Origin of the sequence: Metabacillus bambusae (genome assembly GCF_017497975.1) — a bacterium.
Classification (GTDB): Bacteria; Bacillota; Bacilli; order Bacillales; family Bacillaceae; genus Metabacillus; species Metabacillus bambusae.
In genome coordinates this window covers 47,994-67,278 of the sequence record NZ_JAGDEL010000006.1, presented here as the reverse complement: position 1 = coordinate 67,278, position 19,285 = coordinate 47,994, and the positions used below count along the sequence as shown (strand labels likewise).

The following is a 19,285-nucleotide window of genomic DNA, read 5'->3' as shown; positions in this document are numbered from 1 at the left end:
TAAAACTAAAATTAGAAACGGCTGAATTCATTGTCAGTCGTTTTTTTGTACTTTCAGGGATATAACATAAGACAGTTGAAAAGATTAAACGATAAATAGCTTTTAAAGGAGGGAGTACATACATAATGGCAAAACCGTTAATATGTTTGTTTTTATGCGTATTAGTCTACTTTTCCCCAGTAAAAGAAAGTCGAGTGTTTGCAAATACAATTAAACAACCTCTTGTATCTGAACACGAATTAAATGAACTACTTAGTAATCACCCATCCCTACAAGGGGCGATTGCTGGGGTCAGTGTTCGATCAGCTTCAACTGGGCAATTATTGTATACATATAACGGTGACACACGTTTAACCCCAGCTTCAAATATGAAGCTGTTTACGGCAGCAGCAGCGTTAACAACATTAGGTAAGGATTATATCTTTCATACTGAGTTACTAACAGATGGATCCATTAAATGGAATGTACTGACGGGGAATTTATATATGAAAGGAAAAGGAGATCCAACACTTTTACCAGAGAATTTTGATCAATTCGCTAAAGAGTTAAGGTTGAAGGGGATTAAGATGATCAGTGGCGATATAATTGGTGATGATTCTTGGTATGATCAAGTTCGCTATTCAATTGATGTACCATGGAGTGATGAAGCAGCTTATTATGGTGCAGCAACAAGTGCACTAACTGCATCACCAGATAAGGAATATGATGCAGGGACAATTATTATTGAAGTTAGTCCGAATGAGAAATTGAATAAAACTGCTAAAGTTGTTGTCCGCCCCCAAACTAATATTGTAAACATAATTAACAAAACTCAAACAGTTTCCCCGGATGAAGTAAGTAACATTAAAATCTCTAGAGGGCATGGTAATAATGTCATTACAATAGAAGGTAAAATGCCATTAAAAGCGTCTAATCTGAAAGAAAGGATTGCAGTTTGGGAGCCGACAAAATATGCTTTGGATTTACTAATGCAATCCTTGAAAAAACAAGATATTAAGATACTAGGTAGTATTAAAGAAGGAACTGCACCTGAACATGCAAAATTACTACTTTCCCATCATTCGATGTCACTGTCAGAACTGTTAATTCCCTTTATGAAATTGAGCAACAATGGTCATGGAGAGCTATTAATAAAAGAAATGGGTAAAGTGTTTAAAGGGAATGGTAGCTGGAAAGATGGATTAGAGGTTGAACAAGTTGCCTTAACAACACTGGGTTTACGAACGCAAGAGATTGAAATAAGGGATGGATCAGGCATTTCACATATGAATCTTGTTCCAGCGAATGAAATCACTGCCTTGTTATATCATGCTAAGCAAATGGACTGGTTCCCTATATTTGAAGCATCATTACCTATAGCAGGTAACACAGACAAAATGATTGGTGGAACATTACGAAAAAGGATGAAAAACGTTCCTTTAAAGGATAATGTGAAAGCAAAAACAGGAACACTTACAAACGTTAGCTCACTATCGGGGTTTATAAATGCAAATAATGGTGAAACATTTATTTTTTCAATCTTACTTAACCATTTAAAAGATGAGGCCAGTGGAAAACAAATTGAAGAACAAATTATTAAGATATTAGCAAACAATGCAATTTAATCAAAGTAAGCAGAACGTTTGAATAGTCTATTTGTTTTTGGAATAATGTGGAGGGTGGATCAAACTAATATGGGAGGGGTTTTAGATCTTATGAAAGTTTTAGTAGTAGGTGCAAATGGACAAATTGGAAAACAACTCATTCAATTACTAAAAGAAAGTAATGAATATACAGTTAGAGCTATGGTTAGAAAAGAAGAACAGGTTCATGAATTTAAGCAAAACGGTATAGAGGCTGTAATGGCAGACTTAGAAGGTAGTGTAGAAGATATCGTAAATGCTGCAAGCGGTTGTACTGCAATTGTATTTACAGCTGGATCTGGAGGACACACTGGGGCGGATAAAACATTATTAATTGATCTTGATGGTGCAGGTAAAACAATTGAAGCAGCAGAAAAAGCTAATATTAAACGTTTTGTAATGGTGAGCGCGCTCCAGGCTCAGACAAGGGAAAACTGGAATGAAAAAATAAAGCCTTATTACGTTGCAAAGCATTATGCTGACAAAATGCTTATGAGTTCCAATTTAACTTATACAATAATTCGTCCCGGTGGCTTATTAAATGAACCTGGTACAGGTAAAATATCGGTTGGTGAAAACCTAACAAGAATGACAATTTCAAGGGAAGATGTAGCTAGAACAATTTTTGCAAGCTTAAAGGAGGAACATACATATAATCAATCATTTGATCTTGTTTCAGGGGATGAATGGATAGCTGATGCATTGAAAAAAATGTAAGATGTAGGTAGTTGTAAAAATAGGCATTGAATAAGACCACAATTTGATTCTAGGAAAACGAACTACACCTCAATTGTTAGACATAACTAACGATTGAAGGTGTAGTTTTTTATTAATTTTCCCTTATGTAACCAATGTCCTATTAGTTGGATAAAGCTTGTTCACTTCAGTTTCGTTATTAAAGTGGTTTTATATTGTAGCTTATATCCATATGATTAAAAGGATTAAATTTTAGAAAAGTAAGGAGGATAGTTATGAAAGCAATTGTATGCACAAAATACGGTACACCCGATGTATTAGAACTCAAAGAGGTAGAAATACCTATTCCCAAGGACAATGAAATACTGGTAAAGGTTCATGCGACAACAGTAGCATCAGGAGACATAAGAGTTAGGAGTTTCAATAGTCCTATCTTATTATGGTTGCCTATGCGGATTTTCTTGGGTCTGAGAAAACCGAGAAAATCAATACTCGGCGTGGAGTTAGCTGGGGAGATAGCTGAAATAGGAAAGAATGTAAGAAAATTTAAAAAAGGCGACCAAGTTTTTGCTATGACTGGGATGAATTTTGGTGCTTACGCCGAGTACGCATGTTTGCCTGAAGACGGGGCAGTAGCAATAAAACCTGCAAATGTGACGTATAATGAAGCTGCTGCCGTTTCTTTTGGGGGAACTTCAGCGCTACATTTTCTTAAAAAAGGAAATATTCAGAAGGGACATAAAGTCCTGATCTATGGAGCTTCAGGTGCAGTAGGGACTTCCGCGGTACAGCTTGCCAATTACTTTGGGTCAGAAGTTACCGGGGTATGTAGTGGCGCAAACTTGGAATTGGTGAAATCTCTGGGTGCCAATAAGGTAATTGATTATACGAAAGAGGATTTTACGAAAAGAGAAGAGCGTTATGATATTATCTTTGATGCAGTTGGGAAAAGTTCGAAATCAAATTGCAAGAAAGCACTAGCTCCGTACGGTACATACGTGTCAGTTGAAGGGCAAGGGATAGCAAAGGTATGTACTGAAGATTTAATTTTCCTCAAAGATCTTATTGAGACGGAAAAGATAAAATCGGTAATTGATAAACACTATCCGTTGGAACAAATTCCGGAGGCTCACAGGTATGTAGAAAAGGGGCACAAAAAGGGAAATGTAGTAATAACTTTGGTTCATAATGACAAATCTTAACACTTGCAAATGTTAACAATTTGTATTTAATCGGCTGTAATGCCAACAACCTGTCTCTGTACAACGATATTAATAATCCATTTTTTAACTTCAAATGTTTTTCTTCTTTTTCATAGAAAAAGCTCCTTTACAGGGAATCAAAAGATTCACAAAAGGAGTTTTTTCCTGTTTCCACTTCAAAAAAACACTGTTTTTTATAGAATTATCTCTGAATTTTCTCTGTAGAAGGATGGATTAGTATTCTATAATAGGATGAAATTCCCAAACTGTAAGCCTTTACACTATTAAATGTAAAGGCTTACAGTTTGGGGTTGTAAATTTATACGGGAAGGTGATAAATACAAGATTAGAATCGTTTACCTACAAGAAACAACAAAACTCAAAGAAAAAGTAGATTGTAATATAAAACAAAAGATCAACTAAATATTTCAAAACTTAAATCTAGTAATATATCTATTCATTTACTGCACTTTTTCTTTGAAACATTTGAAAGGTGATGAATTGAACGTGAGGAAAAATTCGTTAACTAAAAAAGTATTAGCCGCATCGCTTGCAGTACCACTTCTAATGTCAGGTTATCAAGGAAATGCTTTCGCTACTAATTCCCAAGGAGAACAAAATTTTGTACAAGGTCAAGGCATTGGAATCCAACTAGAATATCTTGACAGAGGGCTTGTTGCAGTGAGCACTTCTGAAGGGGTATTTATTAGCTGGAGGCTTTTAGCTAATGAAGTGACTGGTTATTCTGCTTCAGAATTGACAGGAGTAAACTTTAACGTGTACCGCGATGGTGAAAAAATTGCTACGGTAGAAGATAGTACAAACTTTTTAGATGTGGATGGTACTGATAATTCAACGTACTATGTTTCTGCTGTTGAAAATGGAAAAGAAATCGATCAAAGCTCTACAACCTCACCATGGGACCATACATATTATGATTTGAAATTAAAGAAACCATCAGATGGTGTAACACCTAGTGGTGAAGCATATTCCTACACAGCAAATGACATGAGTGTTGGTGATGTTGACGGTGATGGTAAATACGAATTTTTTGTTAAATGGGATCCGACAAACTCAAAAGATGTATCACAGAAAGGCTATACAGGAAAAACTTATATTGATTGTTATACATTTGATGGCACATTGTTATATCGAATTGATCTTGGTGTAAACATTCGGTCAGGTGCGCATTATACACAATTTTTAGTTTATGATTTTGACGGAGATGGAAAATCAGAATTAATGTTTAAAACAGCTCCAGGAACAAAGATGATAAAGTTTGACAAGAAAGGCGATATTTCTTCAGAGAAATTTATAACAATGCCTGAAGAAGATAAGCAAGATGGATATAGTCATCAAGATGACTACCGTATGAGCAGTGAAGATTATTATGATCATGTTGTCGACATGTTTATGAATTGGCATAAGCATGAAGAGGTTGTAAACGGGAATTGGCCAGAAACACTTGAAGAAAGTTTTGGTATAGAAAAGAAATATAAATATCCTTTATCACAGGAAGATGCTGAAAGTTTGGCTGATTACTTTATTGATGAATATGCTCCAAGTAGAAGTAGCCGTAATAATTTAAGAGATTTTGAAGGTTTTATTGTAAAAGGCCCTGAATATTTAACCGTATTTAATGGTGAAACAGGTGATGAACTGGAAACCATTCGGTATAAATATGAGCGCGAAGATGATGGACTTATGTGGGGAGATTATGCAATGTCAAGAATCGAGCCGGGTAACCGAGTTGATCGATTCCTGGCTGGGGTAGCCTATCTTGATGGAGAAAAACCTTATGCAGTTTTTTCACGTGGCTATTATACTAGAGCTACCATGGTTACGTATAGCTGGGATGGCGAGCACCTAAAGGAGAATTGGGCGGTTGACAGTGGCTGGACTCCAATGAGCAATCCGTTTAATGATGGTCCCCATGGTAGATTAGGAACAGATAAGGAATTTGGTTCACTTACAACCCAAGGTGCACATTCATTAAGTACAGCGGATGTTGATAATGACGGGAAACAAGAAATCATTTATGGCTCTTCAACTATCGATCATGATGGAACCTTATTGTATAGCTCAAGTGATGTAATGCCACCTGAGAGTGCAACCCCTGGTATCACCGCAGGTTTAGGCCATGGTGATGCATTACATGTTGCAGATATCGATCCTGATCGATCTGGTTTAGAAATTTTCATGGTTCACGAAGGTGGAGCATACGCACCATATGGTTATGCACTTCGCGATGCCAAAACAGGAAAAGTTATTTATGGTGGGTACACTGGTAAAGATACGGGAAGAGGAATGATAGGGGACGTAGATCCTGAGCACAAAGGATTGGAAACATGGGCTGTCGGACTTTGGACAGCAGATGGTAAGAAAATTAACAATTCTGCACCAGGAACAAATATGAATATTAAGTGGTCTGCTGATATGACCACGCAAATTGTTAATGGTTCAATAGAACAAACTCCAACGATACAAGATTGGACAAAAGGAACTATATTAACGGCTACTGACACTAGAACGAATAATTACACAAAAGGAAATCCATCTTTAGTTGCAGATATTTTTGGTGATTGGAGAGAAGAACTTCTTGTACGAACAGCTAATAGTAATTCGATTCGTATATACCTAAGTTCAGATGTGACAGATCGGAAATTATATACATTAATGCATGATCCACAGTATAGAACTGGTATTGCTTGGCAAAACGTTGGCTATAACCAACCGTCTTATACAAGTTATTATTTTGCATCTGATACAGATTGGGGAAATGTACCTGTTCCAGCCTATTGGACACCAGGTGTATTCAATTTAGTACAAGACTTATTGGCCACATATACGAAAAATGGTGAACTAAATAGTCCGCTTAATAAAACGTTAGAAAATTCATTAAAACAGGCTGAGCATTTTGCTGACGAGGGCTCTAATAAAAAGTCCATATCATTTATGAAAAAGTTCCTGGACCAGATTAACTATAATACAAAGAAAACGATAATTTCTGATAAAGCAAAAGTTAACTTAACAAATCATGCTGAACAAATAATTAAGTTGTTGGAAAAAAAATAATAATAATACGAACAGCCACCATGTAATTTGATGGTGGCTGTTGTTATTGTCTAGGAAATTATAAAATTCTTGTACTGTGGATAAGCGCTTAGCATCCAGCTCCAGCGCCTAGTCCCTCTTGGGTCTACAGCCACTTAAGAATTGAAGGTAAAGAACACCTTCTATTCTTAAGCGTCTTATTTGCCCGAGGCTGTTCAAGGCGCTTGCGCTTTTGTTCTTTATAAATTTATTATTTCAACAGACACTTTGGATCATAAGTAGCGTAATTCTGAATAAGGCTGATTTTCTTCTCATAGAAATGGGTAATATATAAATGTCTAGGAAAGTATCGGTGATAAAATATAAAGGGGGAAGATAGATGAAACTAACTCCAGAACAACGTATTCAACTACATGGCTTTAATAATTTAACTAAATCATTAAGTTTCAATATGTATGATATTTGTTATACGAAAACTAGAGAGGAACGCGAAGCTTATATCGAGTACATCGATGAACAATACAGTGCAGATCGGTTAACAAATATTCTAAAATCTGTAACTGAAATTATCGGTGCACATGTGTTAAATATTGCAAAACAAGATTATGTACCGCAAGGAGCAAGTGTAACAATTCTAGTTTCAGAAGGACCAGTAGTAGAAGTACCTACTGAATCATATGATGAATCCCCGGGACCTCTACCAGAAGCAATTGTGATGGGGCTAGACAAAAGTCATATTACTGTTCATACATACCCAGAATATCATCCAAACGAAGGTATTAGTACCTTTAGAGCCGATATCGATGTATCGACATGTGGTGAAATCTCGCCATTAAAAGCATTAAATTACCTAATTCATTCGTTCGATACAGATATTTTGACAATGGATTACAGAGTTCGAGGCTTTACTAGAGATATAAATGGAGAAAAATTATTTATCGACCATGAAATTAGTTCCATTCAAAATTATATCCCAGATGAAGTGAAAAATCAGTTTGATATGATTGATGTAAATATTTATCAGGAAAATATTTTTCACACAAAATGTAAGCTGAAAAAATTCGATTTAAATAATTACTTATTTGGATATTCAAAGGATAAGTTAAGTAAAAATGAACAAGTAGAGATTACAGATCGTTTAACAAAAGAGATGGATGAAATTTTTTATGGAAAAAATATAAATTAATTTTTGATAATATAAAAAAGGGGAGAGATAGTTAATCTCATCCCCTGTATCTTTATTAAGCTTCTTTTGCTGCTTGAATTTGAAGAGAAATCTTAATTTGATCGCCTACTAGTACGCCACCAGCTTCTAATGGAGCGTTCCATGTTAAGCCATAATCACTGCGTTTGATTTTTCCTTCTGCTCCAAAACCAGCTTTTTCATTTCCCCATGGGTCAATTCCTGTACCTTCAAAAGTTACTGCAAATGTTTCTTGTTTCGTCACACCGTGAAGAGATAAATCACCAGTAACGTTATATTCATTTTCGTCTGTTTTTTCAATGGTATTCGACTTGAATGTCATGGTTGGGTTATTTTCAACATCAAAAAAGTCTGCAGATCGCAAATGATTATCACGATCTTCGTTACGAGTATCAACACTTGCTAAATCTACAGTAAATGCAATATCAGCAGTAGTTAAATCTGTTGGATCAGCCTCGATTTCTGCATTAAAGCTTTGGAAACCGCCTTTTACTGTAGCAAACATCATATGTTTTACAGAAAAATCAACCCCACTATGTGTTACGTCAAGATTCCATTTTGTTTTAGCCATTTTTTTCTCCTCCATTAATTAACTTAGTTTAAAATATCTCGGATTAAAGATTTATTACTCTGAGATAAATTATATTACCTCATGAATATATTGTCAATTAAAAAATTCAAAAGGGTATGTAGTAGAAATCCCATCTTACTAACAAGGAATATTCCCAAAATTTCTGTGATAAAAATCACATTTTTAAAATCTATATTAAATTTCGAACACTGTGTGAAGTGTATTGAATTGGCTGAATAAAGAGAGTATAGTATGTTTAAAGAAAGTTAGTGAAATTATTCACAAACTTTCTTTAAACAAGCTAGCTAGCTTCCTATTTTTTTAAATTAGATTGTGAAAGTGTTCACAAAATATAAGGAGTTGGTTTTCGATGAAATTGTTAAAAGGACCGAAAATGGCAATGATTTGGACAGTATTACGTATTTGGTTAGGGATTCAGTGGTTAGAAGCAGGGATCCATAAAATAACCGGAGGATTTGATGCAACTGGTTTTGTAAACGGGGCTATTGGTAAAGCTGGGGGAGATCATCCTGTCGTACAAGGATGGTATGCAAACTTCCTTGAAGCATTTGCACTTCCAAATATAGACCTCTTTAACATATTAATTCCTTTAGGTGAAGTCCTGGTTGGTATTGGCTTAATCATAGGAGCTGCAACAATTCCTGCATTAGTTGCAGGAGCATTTATGAATTTAAACTTCTTACTTGCAGGTACAACAAGCACGAACCCTGTGCTTTATACAGTAGCTATCTTATTAATGGGGGCAAATCCTGCAGCATACTACTACGGAGCAGACAGAATATTAGTTCCATATTTGAAACAAAAAATGATTGCTCGCCGTCAGAAACATAAAAATACTAGAAAACCAGAACACATTCCTGCTCACTAGTAGACATTCGTTAATATATAAGTTAAAGATCCCCTTACAGGCAGACCAAGTGAACATGACAAAATGTTCCGAAAAGTCATTCTAAAAGGGGATATCTTTAATGAAATGATCGTTATTGAAATAATAAAAAGGATAGTACTCCACTATCCTTTTTATTATTTCCGAATATTTATTTATGGAAAAAACTTACAAGTTTTTGATTTCGAATTTCTCTTTCTTCATCAGAAGCTAAATCATACTTTTTTAATAAATGAAACAACTCATTAAGGTCATTTTGGTTTTGAGCAGCTGTAAGGTACTGTGAACATTTTTCCGCTAAAGCGGGTATTAAAAAAGGTCTTTGATCTGCAAGTTTTTTCTTTACATCATCTAGTGAATGATCTAAATTACATGAACTCACCATTATTCCTCCTTAGCCCCCAATATGAGACATTTCAATTTTTGTCCGTTTAGTAGTAGACTCACTTCGTTCAACAGAATAGCGATCTTTTCTACCATGCCAAATGGATTGAAGATGCTCTGCTAATTGTTCATCTGATTGCTTGGACCTTAAAGGGTCCCGTAAATCATGTCCTTTTGATGCAAACAGACATGTATACAATGTTCCATTTGCAGAAAGGCGAGCACGATTGCAAGTAGAACAAAAGGCATCTGAAACAGATGATATAACACCAATTTCTGCATCAGATCCGATATATCGATAGCGAGAAGCTACTTCACCCGTGTAGTTCGGATCAATTGCTTCAACAGGCATTACTTGATGGATGTCTTCAATAATTTGTTTTTTTGGGTAAACATCTTTAAGATTCCATTTATTTGTGTTGCCAACATCCATATATTCAATAAATCGTAATATATGGCCTTTTTCACGAAAATATTTCGCCATAGGAATAATTTCATGATCATTCATTCCGCGCTTTACTACCATATTAATTTTCACTTTTAATCCAACTGTAGCTGCTGCGTCAATTCCATCCATGACAGCTTTTACAGTTACACCACGGCCATTTATTTTGCCAAATACTTCGTCATTTAACGAATCAAGGCTAATGGATACTCGACTTAGTCCAGCTTCTTTTAAAGCTTGAGCATGTTTTGGTAGTAGAGAACCATTTGTTGTCATGGCAATATCACAAACACCATTTATTTGCTTTATCTTGTTAATGAGGTGAGGTAAGTCCTTCCTCATTAGTGGTTCGCCACCTGTAATTCTGATTTTCTGAACTCCTAGAGAATGAACGAAAATTTTTGTGAGGCGTTCTATTTCTTCATAGGATAGTAGTTCGTTTCTTTTTAAAAAAGGATAATCAGGTCCAAATATCTCTGCTGGCATACAATAAGTACAGCGGAAATTACATTTATCTGTAACGGAAATTCGTAGGTCACGAAGGGGGCGGTTAAAGTGATCATAGATTGTGTTAGTTGATTTCAATACAAAATCCCTCCCTCTATAGTTTATCATCTAGTATTATAAAAAAGTGTGAAGTTTCTCACATTTTGCATTTCAGTTGTCCTATATACATTAAAAACGATCCTCAGAAGAGCAAAAAGAGTTGGTTATACAAATTCGGCAAACACTATGAGGAAAGTGTTTGCCAAATTTCATGTAAATCGATAATCAATTTTACAGTTAAACTACTTAAACATTTACAATTCTATCTTTATGTGAATAGACATTAAATGACTTATCACGTATAAATCCGACAGCTGTAATATTTAAGTCTTCTGCTAGTTTTATCGCCAGGTCAGTAGGGGCTGATTTAGACAACACGATTCCTACTCCAATTTTTGCTGCCTTTACCAAAACTTCTGACGAGATTCTCCCACTAAAAACAATGATCTTTTCGCGAGTTGGAATTTGATTTAATATACTATATCCGTATAATTTATCCAAGGCGTTATGACGACCAATGTCAGTTCGACTAATAATCAATTTATCGGCTGTACAAAGGGCAGCATTATGGACGCCACCTGTTTCTTGAAAGACAATACTACTTGTTTGCATTTCATTCATTAGGTTTATGCATTGGGAAGGGGAAATAGTTAGTTTGGAAGTTGAAGTTTTAGCAGTTCGGACATCATTATGAAAATAAAATTGTCTGCTTTTACCACAGCAAGAACCAATAAACCGTTTCGAATAATACTGTTGACTTGTTGTAACATCAACATGTAATTTAACATGTGCATATCCAGCATCCTCATCAATATTTAAAGAGTCTATATCTTTATGAAACCGGATTACACCTTCAGATGCTAAAAAACCGACCACCATTTCTTCAAAATGAGTAGGGGTACAGACTATCGTAGCAAATTCTTGATCATTTACAAAGATTGTTAAGGGAAATTCAGTTACAATATCATCCACAGTTTCTACTAATTGGCCATTTGTATACTTTATGATTTTTTGATTTACACTCATATTTTTTATCATAAACTTCACCCGTTTTGTAAGATTACTAAAGTATAAACATATTATAATTTATTAAACAAGTAAAAAAGGTTACCTAATTTATGCTAAAATCTTGCGCTCGTTTTAAAGGAATTGGAAAAGCAATAAAATTAGCTTGCAGAACAAATGTTAACATGTTAGTATTTCTTTACAATGTTCAATAATTTGTAACATTTTGTTTCGAGATAGCGATCCTGTCTTCGGCTCAAACTGTTACATATATGTAAGCGATTAACTGTTGGTCCGATAGTAGCGAATCCTGCTTGAAACTAACCGTCAATCACCTTTATGATATGCAAATTTTATTTGCATATTTTATCGGAGATTGACGGTTTTCTTTATTGTTATGATACTATTAAATTCTGAATCTTTTGCTTATGTTTGCTAAACACTAATAAGCTCGTAGTACAAGTAAGTTATTGATGTTAACTACGAGAGCTACCTAATCAGTATTGTGGGGAACATGGGTCTAAAGTTTGGTATTTTAAGCTTAGAAATTAGCAACACCATGTTTAATAAAGGGGATGAATATGTGAAAAAGACAAAAAATCGTTGGCTTATCGCGGCTTCTGCCGTTGGAATCCATATTTCAATTGGATCTGTGTATGCTTGGAGCAATTTTACAAATCCATTAATGAATGAATTTGGATGGACCGCACAACAAGTGCAATTAACATTTAGTTTAGCTATATTATTTCTTGGGTTGTCTGCAGCCTTTCTAGGGCACTTTGTAGAAAAATATGGTCCAAAGGCTGCTGGTTTACTTGCTGCTGGCTTCTTTGGAGTTGGAGTAATTGGATCTGGCTTAGCTGTAAATTTAGGTTCACTACCGTTACTTTATGTTACTTATGGTGTGCTCGGAGGAATTGGACTTGGAGTAGGATACATAGCACCTGTTTCTACATTAATCAAATGGTTTCCAGATCGACGTGGGCTTGCAACAGGACTTGCAATCATGGGGTTTGGTTTTGCAGCAGCGATCAGTAGTCCAATTATGGATTCATTAATCAAAACTGTTGGAACTGCTAATACATTTTATATTTTAGGAACAGCCTATTTTGTCATTATGACTTTATCATCCTTATATTTAGAAAAACCACCAGTTAATTGGGTTCCCGAAGGCTTCAAAGAAAAGGTTCAATCAGGAAAATCAAGAATTAAAGAAGATCTTTCTCAATTAACAGCAAATGAAGCGATTAAAACACCAAGGTTCTATTATTTATGGTTAATGTTGTTTATAAATGTTACATGTGGAATTGCAATTCTTTCAGCTGCAAAACCACTTGCTCAAGAAAGTATTGGACTTTCGACAGTTGAAGCTGCTGCCCTTGTTGGGGTAATGGGGATCTTTAATGGTCTTGGGCGTATCGGCTGGGCATCTATTTCTGATTATATTGGAAGGCCAAATACATATACAACATTCTTTGTCCTGCAAATTGTTTTATTTGCTTTATTACCTCATACAACTGAAGCATTCCTATTTCAAGTAATGTTAGCAGTTGTTTATACTTGTTATGGTGGTGGATTCGCTGCGATTCCAGCTTATATTGGTGACTTATTTGGAACAAAGCAGCTTGGTGCTATTCATGGTTATATTTTAACTGCTTGGGCAGCAGCTGGTTTAGCAGGTCCTATGTTTGCAGCATGGATGAAGGATACAACAGGAAGCTATGCTTCAAGCTTAACGTTTTTTTCAGGAATGTTTATCATAGCACTACTTGTTTCAATTCTAATTCGTCGAGACATTCAGAAGCTTAGACAACAGAATGCTTCAAAAAGCTCAAGCAATACAATAGCTGGATAATTATTCTTTCATCTTAAGAAAAAATGTGGTAAAATACCTCATGCTATAACCCCTAGTAGGTAGGAGGGTATCATGGTAACATGAATAAGTACGAAGCAGAATTTAGTAATATTGTTCGTTCATTCAGAAAGAAGCATATGGGCAAAGGCCCTAGTAAGATTACAACGACTTTTTGTAAAAACTGGGCCATCTGTGAAATGGAAGGGAATTTATCTCCTGTTGAAAAATTTATTGCTAGTGCAGATGAAGGAAAACAAGCACTACGATCAGCAAGAACCGAAATGGTGAAACAAATGTACAGAAAGAATCCTCCAGTTGAGATGGAAGAATTCTTGGGTTGTAAGTTTGTGGACCTTTTTGTAGATATAGATATTGACAGGGATTTTGGAATGTCAATATTCGTTTTTGATGAAGATCTTCATGAAAAGTATTCTAAATAAACAGGTATGGCACTTGGTAGCGACCCTGCAAAAGACTAACCACCGTGAATCCAACATAGAAATGTTGGGATACGGTGGTTTTTTCATTGTCTAGGGATAATTTATTTGATTTTAAATTAGGTTCTTTTCTAAAGGCTCTTTTCTAAGAGATGTTGCTTTTAAAACGAAAACTGTTTCAGGTTGATTGGAACGGATTGCGAGACTCCTGCGGGAGTAGCGGGACAGGTGAGACTCATGCAGGCGTTTACGCCGAGGAGGCTCACCGCCTGCCCCGCGGAAAGTGAGCTTCTCTCACTGCATTCAACCACACCGCACTACTTGGTAAATAGCAACAAAGTTTGCGACAACAGCATAAAGTTTAAAATTTTTTGTAACATCTAATCGAGAGCGATAAGTATTAGGCAACAAGGAGTATTCCTAAATGAAAAAGAAGCCTATTAGGCAAGTTATTCTCATACTTATTAGAGATTAGTATAAATGATCTCTAGTAACGATTTGTAAATAAGATTCTCTTTCCATCTTTTTAATAGATAAGGAGTGATTCAAATGGGAGAGACGAAGCATCAAGGACCAATAAAAGCCACAAAAACACCACGACCTAAACACTGGGTTAGTCCAATACCGTTTGGTCTAGGGAAAGTAAAACCACAGCATTTTCGCGATACAATGAAAATAGCTTGGGATAATAAAGATAACATCGGCTATGCAACACGAATTTTAACACAAGGTGTTTGTGATGGTTGTGCTTTAGGAGTTTCTGGGCTTTATGACCAGACATTAAAAGGACCACATCTTTGTACAACAAGAATGAACGTGCTGCGTTTAAATACCATGCCAGCACTAAAAGAAGAGATAATTCATGCAGACATTGATCAATTGCGACAATATAGCAGTACCGATTTAAGAAAGTTGGGACGTATTCCATATCCACTTATACGTCGTAAAGGAGAAAGGAAATTCTCACGTATTTCTTGGGATGAAGCAATGGATGTCATTGCAAATAAAATGAAGCAATTAGACCCAAAACAATATGCGTTTTATCTAACATCAAGAGGGATTACCAATGAGTCTTATTATGTAGCTGGAAAAGTAGCTCGATTTTTAGGAACAAATAACATAGATAACGCCTCACGTATTTGTCATTCGCCAAGTAAAACCGGCTTAAAGCGTTCCATTGGTGTAGGGGCATCAACTGCAAATTATCAAGATTGGTTTGGAACAGATGTACTCTTGTTTTGGGGAAGTGTTGCTTCAAATAGCTCACCAGTTTCAACGAAATATATGTTAGAAGCAAAGAAGCGAGGGACAAAAATAATTGTAGTTAATCCATATAGTGAACCTGCTATGGACAAATATTGGATCCCTTCTAATCTTGAGTCTGCATTGTTTGGAACAAAAATTGCAGATGACTTCTATCAAGTCAATATTGGTGGAGATATTGCTTTAATGCACGGAATTATGAAGCATTGGTTCGAGATGGAAAAACAAAAGCATGGTTCTGCGATAAACCACACTTTTGTTCAAGAACATGTTAATGGTTATGAGGAGCTTAAAGCTAAAGTTGAAGAGCAATCTTGGGATGATATCATAGAATCATCTGGTGTGACACAAGAAAGAATCATTGAATTATCTGAGCTATTGGCAAAAAGTAAAAACGCCGTATTTGCATGGGCTTTAGGATTAACAATGCACTCTTTTGCAACTGATAATATTTCACAAGTTGCAAATCTTGCGCTTTTGCGTGGTTTCTTAGGACGTAAAAATAACGGTTTAATGCCATTTCGTGGTCATTCATCTGTTCAGGGCTCAGGGGAAATGGGGGCAGATCCCTTTGTTTTACCTGGTAGTGGTTTTGATGCTCAAAACATTGAGAGAATGGAACAAATTTGGGGATTTGAAATACCTAAATGGCAAGGTGATATTGTTGGGGTTACACTTGAAAATATCGTACTTCCAGACATGCACGAACGAAAAATAAAGCTATATTATTTATCTGGTGGTAACTTTTTAGAAACAATGCCTGACCCTGATTTTGTTGAAAAGGCGTTATCTGAGTTAGATATACGCGTTCACCAGGACATTATACTAAATACTTCTACATTAGTTGATGCAAAGGAAGCCGTCATTGTCCTTCCTGCCAAAACTCGCTATGAACAAGAAGGTGGCGGCACATCAACATCGACAGAACGTATGGTTTACTTCTCTCCAGAGATTGAAGGCAACAAAAACCTCATTGCAGAGGCACGTGCAGAGTGGAAGATTTACATTGATTTAGCGAAACGAGTAAAACCCAAGACTGCCCACCTTGTTGAGTTCAAATCAGGTCAAGAAATTCGCGATGAAATTGCACTAGCAAATAAGGATTATGAAGGAATTCAACATCTAAAGAAACAAGGAGATGTTTTCCAATGGGGTGGAGCGTGGCTATGTGAAGATGGAATTTGTCCAACTTCAGATGGAAGAGGAAAGTTAATCTCAATAGATATACCTGATTTAGGGAAAAAAGAAGGCCAATTTATTATCACTTCACGTCGCGGTAAACAATTTAATTCAATGGTTTATAAAGAAACAGACCCATTTAATGGTGCAAGTCGTTACGATGTTCTTATGAATGCAAAAGATGCTAGTCATTTAAGTATTGCTGAAGGTGAAGGTATTGTTGTTTATAATGGCTTTGGCGTTTTCCAAGGTAAAGCGAAATTTGTGAATATCGCAAGAGGTAACTTGGAAGTTCACTTTCCTGAAGGGAATTTCTTATTACCAAGAGGTAGATATGAAAAGTATGCTGGTATCCCAGATTATAATATAACCGTAACTGTTGAAAAAGCGGATCGCTATAATGCCAGAAAGGACGTTCAATATTTAGAGAAACGTATTGAAGATTTAGAAATCGATACCCCTGAATAATAGATCTGGGGCTGACTTAAATAGATGTAAGTGTCAGCCCCTCTAGCTATTTATTCTTCATCATTTATTTCTCCATCACCAATTTCATCCTCACCTGGTGCATCGTCACATGCAACGACAGATGTAGCAAGAAGTGCTGCTAATAATATAGCAAATAGCTTCTTCATAATATAGTCACCACCTTTTAGAAAGTATACACTGTGTTAGGTTACCTATTCTTTGACTTATATATGTGGTTAAAGTGACAATATTTTTTAAGTTGATGTATTTAAGTGGAAAAATAATGAGATAAGTATCTAGTTTCAAATATTTTTAATTTTATGATTCCACATTACTAAAAACATGGTAAAATTAAAAAGGCTTACAAAATCATTGGGGGTACATAATGGACGATAAGGCTAAAAGGTATATTGAATTATATATTCATTTTTCAGAAGACTTGGGCAGATTCTTAACCAAATCTGAACAGGACTTTTTGAAATGGTTAGTAATAAAAGAATAAAGCAATCATACATATTGCAATCCTAAACAGAGTACATCACTTTTTCGTGGTGTGCTTTTTTATTTTATATTTTCAATCGTTTGTCGTTTATAATATTCGGCTTCTGGATTATTATCGTACTGCTTTACATCAATTAATGAGGAAACAGCCTTTATTTTAACGATTTTATGCCAGAAGTCTCCCTCCTTAAGTGCTAAGTGGGAGGAGTTTCATATGGCAATGCTGATAGGTGATGCACCAACGGGTATCACTGCAATTAATGTAAAATCAACAGCACTTAGGACAGTGACTGTATTTTGTTCTTTTTGTGAAATGTAGATAAAATCTCCATCAGGTGTAAATGCAGCACTGCCAGGATTATCAATTGAAAAGCTTCCTATTACCTCATGCTGGCTTGTATCAATAATATAGATTTCATCGCTTTTTTGAGCTCCTAATATAGCAATAGGTTGCTTAGGTGAAAAAGAAAGGAACGAATCGAGTTGATTGCTGACTAAAGGAGCATTAATAAAGGTGAATGATGACAAATCAAAGATCTTGATCGTGGAGCCACCTGAAGGAACTTCTCCAAAAACATAAGCAAAACCACCAAATGGATCTATTTCTATTAAATAAGGATAATCGGATGAGGAAGGATGAACCACTACAATTTCCTCTAAATTTAAATCAACAATTAGTATACTCCAAGCTAAAGCATTTACGATATAAGCGTATTGTCCGTTTGGATCAATGGCAATACTCGAAAAGCCTGATCCAGTGAGTGATATTGTATTAGAAATCGTTTGAGTCTCTATGTCAACAACAGTAATTGTACCTAACTCACCGCTAAGGATATAAACAGTTTGACCACTAGGAGAGAAGCCAATATCATTTGCTCTTTCTATAGAGAAAACAGTGATAACGGAGAGCGTTTCATTGCTAATCATTGTGACAGCATTGTCATTTGAATGTAAAACAAACGTGTATGCTTTATCTGGTGTAACTGCAATTTTATCTGGGGGATATGGAAGGGATATTGGCTGTTGGAGTGTCATTCTTGAAGTATCGATGACTGATAATGTGTTGTCATTATGATTTGCAGTAAAAGCATAAACCTGAAGATCTGGTTGTTCCTGCATAAGAGAGAGAACACCATTTATGATAAGTGTATTATCAATAAGTGATTCGGTTACTGTCATGCTTTCAACAGTAATCTGGTTGAAATCATAGTAGATTATTTGGGTTGATGTGTAATAAATAACTTGATTAATTGGTATGGTATGAAATTTTGATATAGCAGCTGTTCCTTGCCCATACTGGTTATGAACGGGAGAAAAGCTAGCTAGCATCGAAAGTTTTCCTTGCAATTGAATACCGTAAACTGGATAGGATTCATCTTGTTCTTGTAGTTCACAAGGTTTGGCTACACATATTAAGTGATCTGTATTTAATGTCACATCAGCATTTAACTCATATTCACTAAGTGCGTATCCATCCGGAATCTTAATTGAAAACTCAAATTCTTTCGTATGTTCATTTGTACCTTGACAAGGTACCATGTATACCACCCCTTTACATCATGAAAGTTCTTGCATTTTACTATTCTAGGAAATTGTTATTTTTAGAACACGATCAACTCACCTTCTTTGTAAATATTGCAAGCATCATACTTTATATTATGTTAGAAAAGCTCCATTGCTTGTTCATATATATGAAGGGCATTGGTTGTTTTTTAGATTGAATTAAAAATATAGGCTCTTTTCTAAGAGATTGTTGCTTTTAAAACGCCACTGAGGTGAAGAAATTGAGGCTGGCTAAAGGATTGTTTATTTTGGGAGCACTTATTTTCCCACTTGGTATTTATCTTGCTTCTCACACATCAATAGGAGTGTTACTTGGTATTATAGGTGGAATGTTAATCTTTTTTAGTGCTCCTTCATTAACATCATAAATATAGGAATGGAAA

At 35.6% G+C, this 19,285-nt stretch carries 15 protein-coding genes; 10 read left to right on the top strand and 5 right to left on the bottom strand.

Going from position 1 to position 19,285, the window contains the following annotated elements; genetic code table 11:
* The first annotated feature begins 125 nt into the window (after nucleotides 1-125).
* The 5 genes from dacB (at nucleotide 126) to speD (ending at nucleotide 7,760) form a co-directional block, all read left to right on the top strand.
* Entirely contained in the window at nucleotides 126-1,604 is a 1,479-nt protein-coding gene (gene dacB, locus I7822_RS10285) for a D-alanyl-D-alanine carboxypeptidase/D-alanyl-D-alanine endopeptidase (RefSeq protein WP_207977679.1), read from the top strand.
* A gap of 90 nt (nucleotides 1,605-1,694) precedes the next feature.
* On the top strand, nucleotides 1,695-2,339 hold the full coding sequence (locus I7822_RS10280) for an SDR family oxidoreductase (RefSeq protein ID WP_207977670.1): 645 nt from the start codon (nucleotides 1,695-1,697) through the stop codon (nucleotides 2,337-2,339).
* A 254-nt stretch (nucleotides 2,340-2,593) separates the two neighbouring features.
* Nucleotides 2,594-3,520 carry an NAD(P)-dependent alcohol dehydrogenase gene (locus I7822_RS10275; RefSeq protein WP_207977668.1) on the top strand — a complete coding sequence of 309 codons (927 nt, stop codon included), beginning with the start codon at nucleotides 2,594-2,596 and terminating at the stop codon, nucleotides 3,518-3,520.
* Nucleotides 3,521-4,087: 567 nt separating this feature from the next.
* Nucleotides 4,088-6,595 carry a rhamnogalacturonan lyase gene (locus I7822_RS10270; RefSeq protein ID WP_207978032.1) on the top strand — a complete coding sequence of 836 codons (2,508 nt, stop codon included), beginning with the start codon at nucleotides 4,088-4,090 and terminating at the stop codon, nucleotides 6,593-6,595.
* Nucleotides 6,596-6,953: 358 nt separating this feature from the next.
* On the top strand, nucleotides 6,954-7,760 hold the full coding sequence (speD, locus tag I7822_RS10265) for an adenosylmethionine decarboxylase (protein WP_207977666.1): 807 nt from the start codon (nucleotides 6,954-6,956) through the stop codon (nucleotides 7,758-7,760).
* A gap of 55 nt (nucleotides 7,761-7,815) precedes the next feature.
* Here the strand turns inward: speD and I7822_RS10260 are convergent, their stop codons facing one another.
* Entirely contained in the window at nucleotides 7,816-8,349 is a 534-nt protein-coding gene (locus I7822_RS10260) for a YceI family protein (RefSeq protein ID WP_207977663.1), read from the bottom strand.
* Between the two features lie 370 nt (nucleotides 8,350-8,719).
* Between I7822_RS10260 and I7822_RS10255 the strand changes: the two genes are divergently transcribed.
* A complete protein-coding gene (locus I7822_RS10255) occupies nucleotides 8,720-9,238 on the top strand; it encodes a DoxX family protein (RefSeq protein WP_207977662.1) in 519 nt (172 codons plus the stop codon).
* 169 nt (nucleotides 9,239-9,407) lie between these two features.
* Here the strand turns inward: I7822_RS10255 and I7822_RS10250 are convergent, their stop codons facing one another.
* From I7822_RS10250 to fdhD, 3 genes are all read right to left on the bottom strand, one after another.
* Nucleotides 9,408-9,641, bottom strand: a complete 234-nt coding sequence (locus I7822_RS10250; RefSeq protein ID WP_243459396.1) for a hypothetical protein — start codon at nucleotides 9,639-9,641, stop codon at nucleotides 9,408-9,410.
* Between the two features lie 9 nt (nucleotides 9,642-9,650).
* Nucleotides 9,651-10,700, bottom strand: coding sequence for a GTP 3',8-cyclase MoaA (gene moaA, locus I7822_RS10245; RefSeq protein ID WP_207977659.1), 1,050 nt, complete (start codon nucleotides 10,698-10,700; stop codon nucleotides 9,651-9,653).
* 177 nt (nucleotides 10,701-10,877) lie between these two features.
* Nucleotides 10,878-11,669 carry a formate dehydrogenase accessory sulfurtransferase FdhD gene (fdhD, locus tag I7822_RS10240; RefSeq protein ID WP_207977657.1) on the bottom strand — a complete coding sequence of 264 codons (792 nt, stop codon included), beginning with the start codon at nucleotides 11,667-11,669 and terminating at the stop codon, nucleotides 10,878-10,880.
* 550 nt (nucleotides 11,670-12,219) lie between these two features.
* Between fdhD and I7822_RS10235 the strand changes: the two genes are divergently transcribed.
* The 3 genes from I7822_RS10235 to I7822_RS10225 all read left to right on the top strand — a co-directional run bounded on the left by I7822_RS10235 (nucleotide 12,220) and on the right by I7822_RS10225 (nucleotide 16,838).
* Complete coding sequence (locus tag I7822_RS10235) at nucleotides 12,220-13,491, top strand: L-lactate MFS transporter (protein WP_307847713.1); 1,272 nt, start codon at nucleotides 12,220-12,222, stop codon at nucleotides 13,489-13,491.
* 80 nt (nucleotides 13,492-13,571) lie between these two features.
* Complete coding sequence (locus tag I7822_RS10230) at nucleotides 13,572-13,931, top strand: Na-translocating system protein MpsC family protein (RefSeq protein WP_207977655.1); 360 nt, start codon at nucleotides 13,572-13,574, stop codon at nucleotides 13,929-13,931.
* Between the two features lie 546 nt (nucleotides 13,932-14,477).
* A complete protein-coding gene (locus I7822_RS10225) occupies nucleotides 14,478-16,838 on the top strand; it encodes an FdhF/YdeP family oxidoreductase (protein WP_207977653.1) in 2,361 nt (786 codons plus the stop codon).
* A 711-nt stretch (nucleotides 16,839-17,549) separates the two neighbouring features.
* On the opposite strand, the gene I7822_RS10220 is transcribed toward I7822_RS10225, so the two are convergent.
* Complete coding sequence (locus tag I7822_RS10220) at nucleotides 17,550-18,878, bottom strand: YncE family protein (protein ID WP_207977646.1); 1,329 nt, start codon at nucleotides 18,876-18,878, stop codon at nucleotides 17,550-17,552.
* A gap of 245 nt (nucleotides 18,879-19,123) precedes the next feature.
* On the opposite strand from I7822_RS10220, the gene I7822_RS10215 reads away from it, so the two are divergent.
* Nucleotides 19,124-19,270 (top strand): hypothetical protein, encoded by a 147-nt coding sequence (locus I7822_RS10215; protein ID WP_207978072.1) that lies wholly within the window; start codon nucleotides 19,124-19,126, stop codon nucleotides 19,268-19,270.
* The last annotated feature ends 15 nt before the right edge of the window (nucleotides 19,271-19,285 follow it).

Excerpts from the sequence above, each read along its gene's own strand:
- dacB (WP_207977679.1), top strand. The coding sequence starts at position 126 with ATGGCAAAACCGTTAATATGTTTGTTTTTATGCGTATTAGTCTACTTT.
- I7822_RS10280 (WP_207977670.1), top strand. The coding sequence starts at position 1,695 with ATGAAAGTTTTAGTAGTAGGTGCAAATGGACAAATTGGAAAACAACTC.
- I7822_RS10275 (WP_207977668.1), top strand. The coding sequence starts at position 2,594 with ATGAAAGCAATTGTATGCACAAAATACGGTACACCCGATGTATTAGAA.
- I7822_RS10270 (WP_207978032.1), top strand. The coding sequence starts at position 4,088 with ATGTCAGGTTATCAAGGAAATGCTTTCGCTACTAATTCCCAAGGAGAA.
- speD (WP_207977666.1), top strand. The coding sequence starts at position 6,954 with ATGAAACTAACTCCAGAACAACGTATTCAACTACATGGCTTTAATAAT.
- I7822_RS10260 (WP_207977663.1), bottom strand. The coding sequence starts at position 8,349 with ATGGCTAAAACAAAATGGAATCTTGACGTAACACATAGTGGGGTTGAT.
- I7822_RS10255 (WP_207977662.1), top strand. The coding sequence starts at position 8,720 with ATGAAATTGTTAAAAGGACCGAAAATGGCAATGATTTGGACAGTATTA.
- I7822_RS10250 (WP_243459396.1), bottom strand. The coding sequence starts at position 9,641 with ATGGTGAGTTCATGTAATTTAGATCATTCACTAGATGATGTAAAGAAA.
- moaA (WP_207977659.1), bottom strand. The coding sequence starts at position 10,700 with ATGATAAACTATAGAGGGAGGGATTTTGTATTGAAATCAACTAACACA.
- fdhD (WP_207977657.1), bottom strand. The coding sequence starts at position 11,669 with ATGATAAAAAATATGAGTGTAAATCAAAAAATCATAAAGTATACAAAT.
- I7822_RS10230 (WP_207977655.1), top strand. The coding sequence starts at position 13,572 with ATGAATAAGTACGAAGCAGAATTTAGTAATATTGTTCGTTCATTCAGA.
- I7822_RS10225 (WP_207977653.1), top strand. The coding sequence starts at position 14,478 with ATGGGAGAGACGAAGCATCAAGGACCAATAAAAGCCACAAAAACACCA.
- I7822_RS10220 (WP_207977646.1), bottom strand. The coding sequence starts at position 18,878 with ATGGTACCTTGTCAAGGTACAAATGAACATACGAAAGAATTTGAGTTT.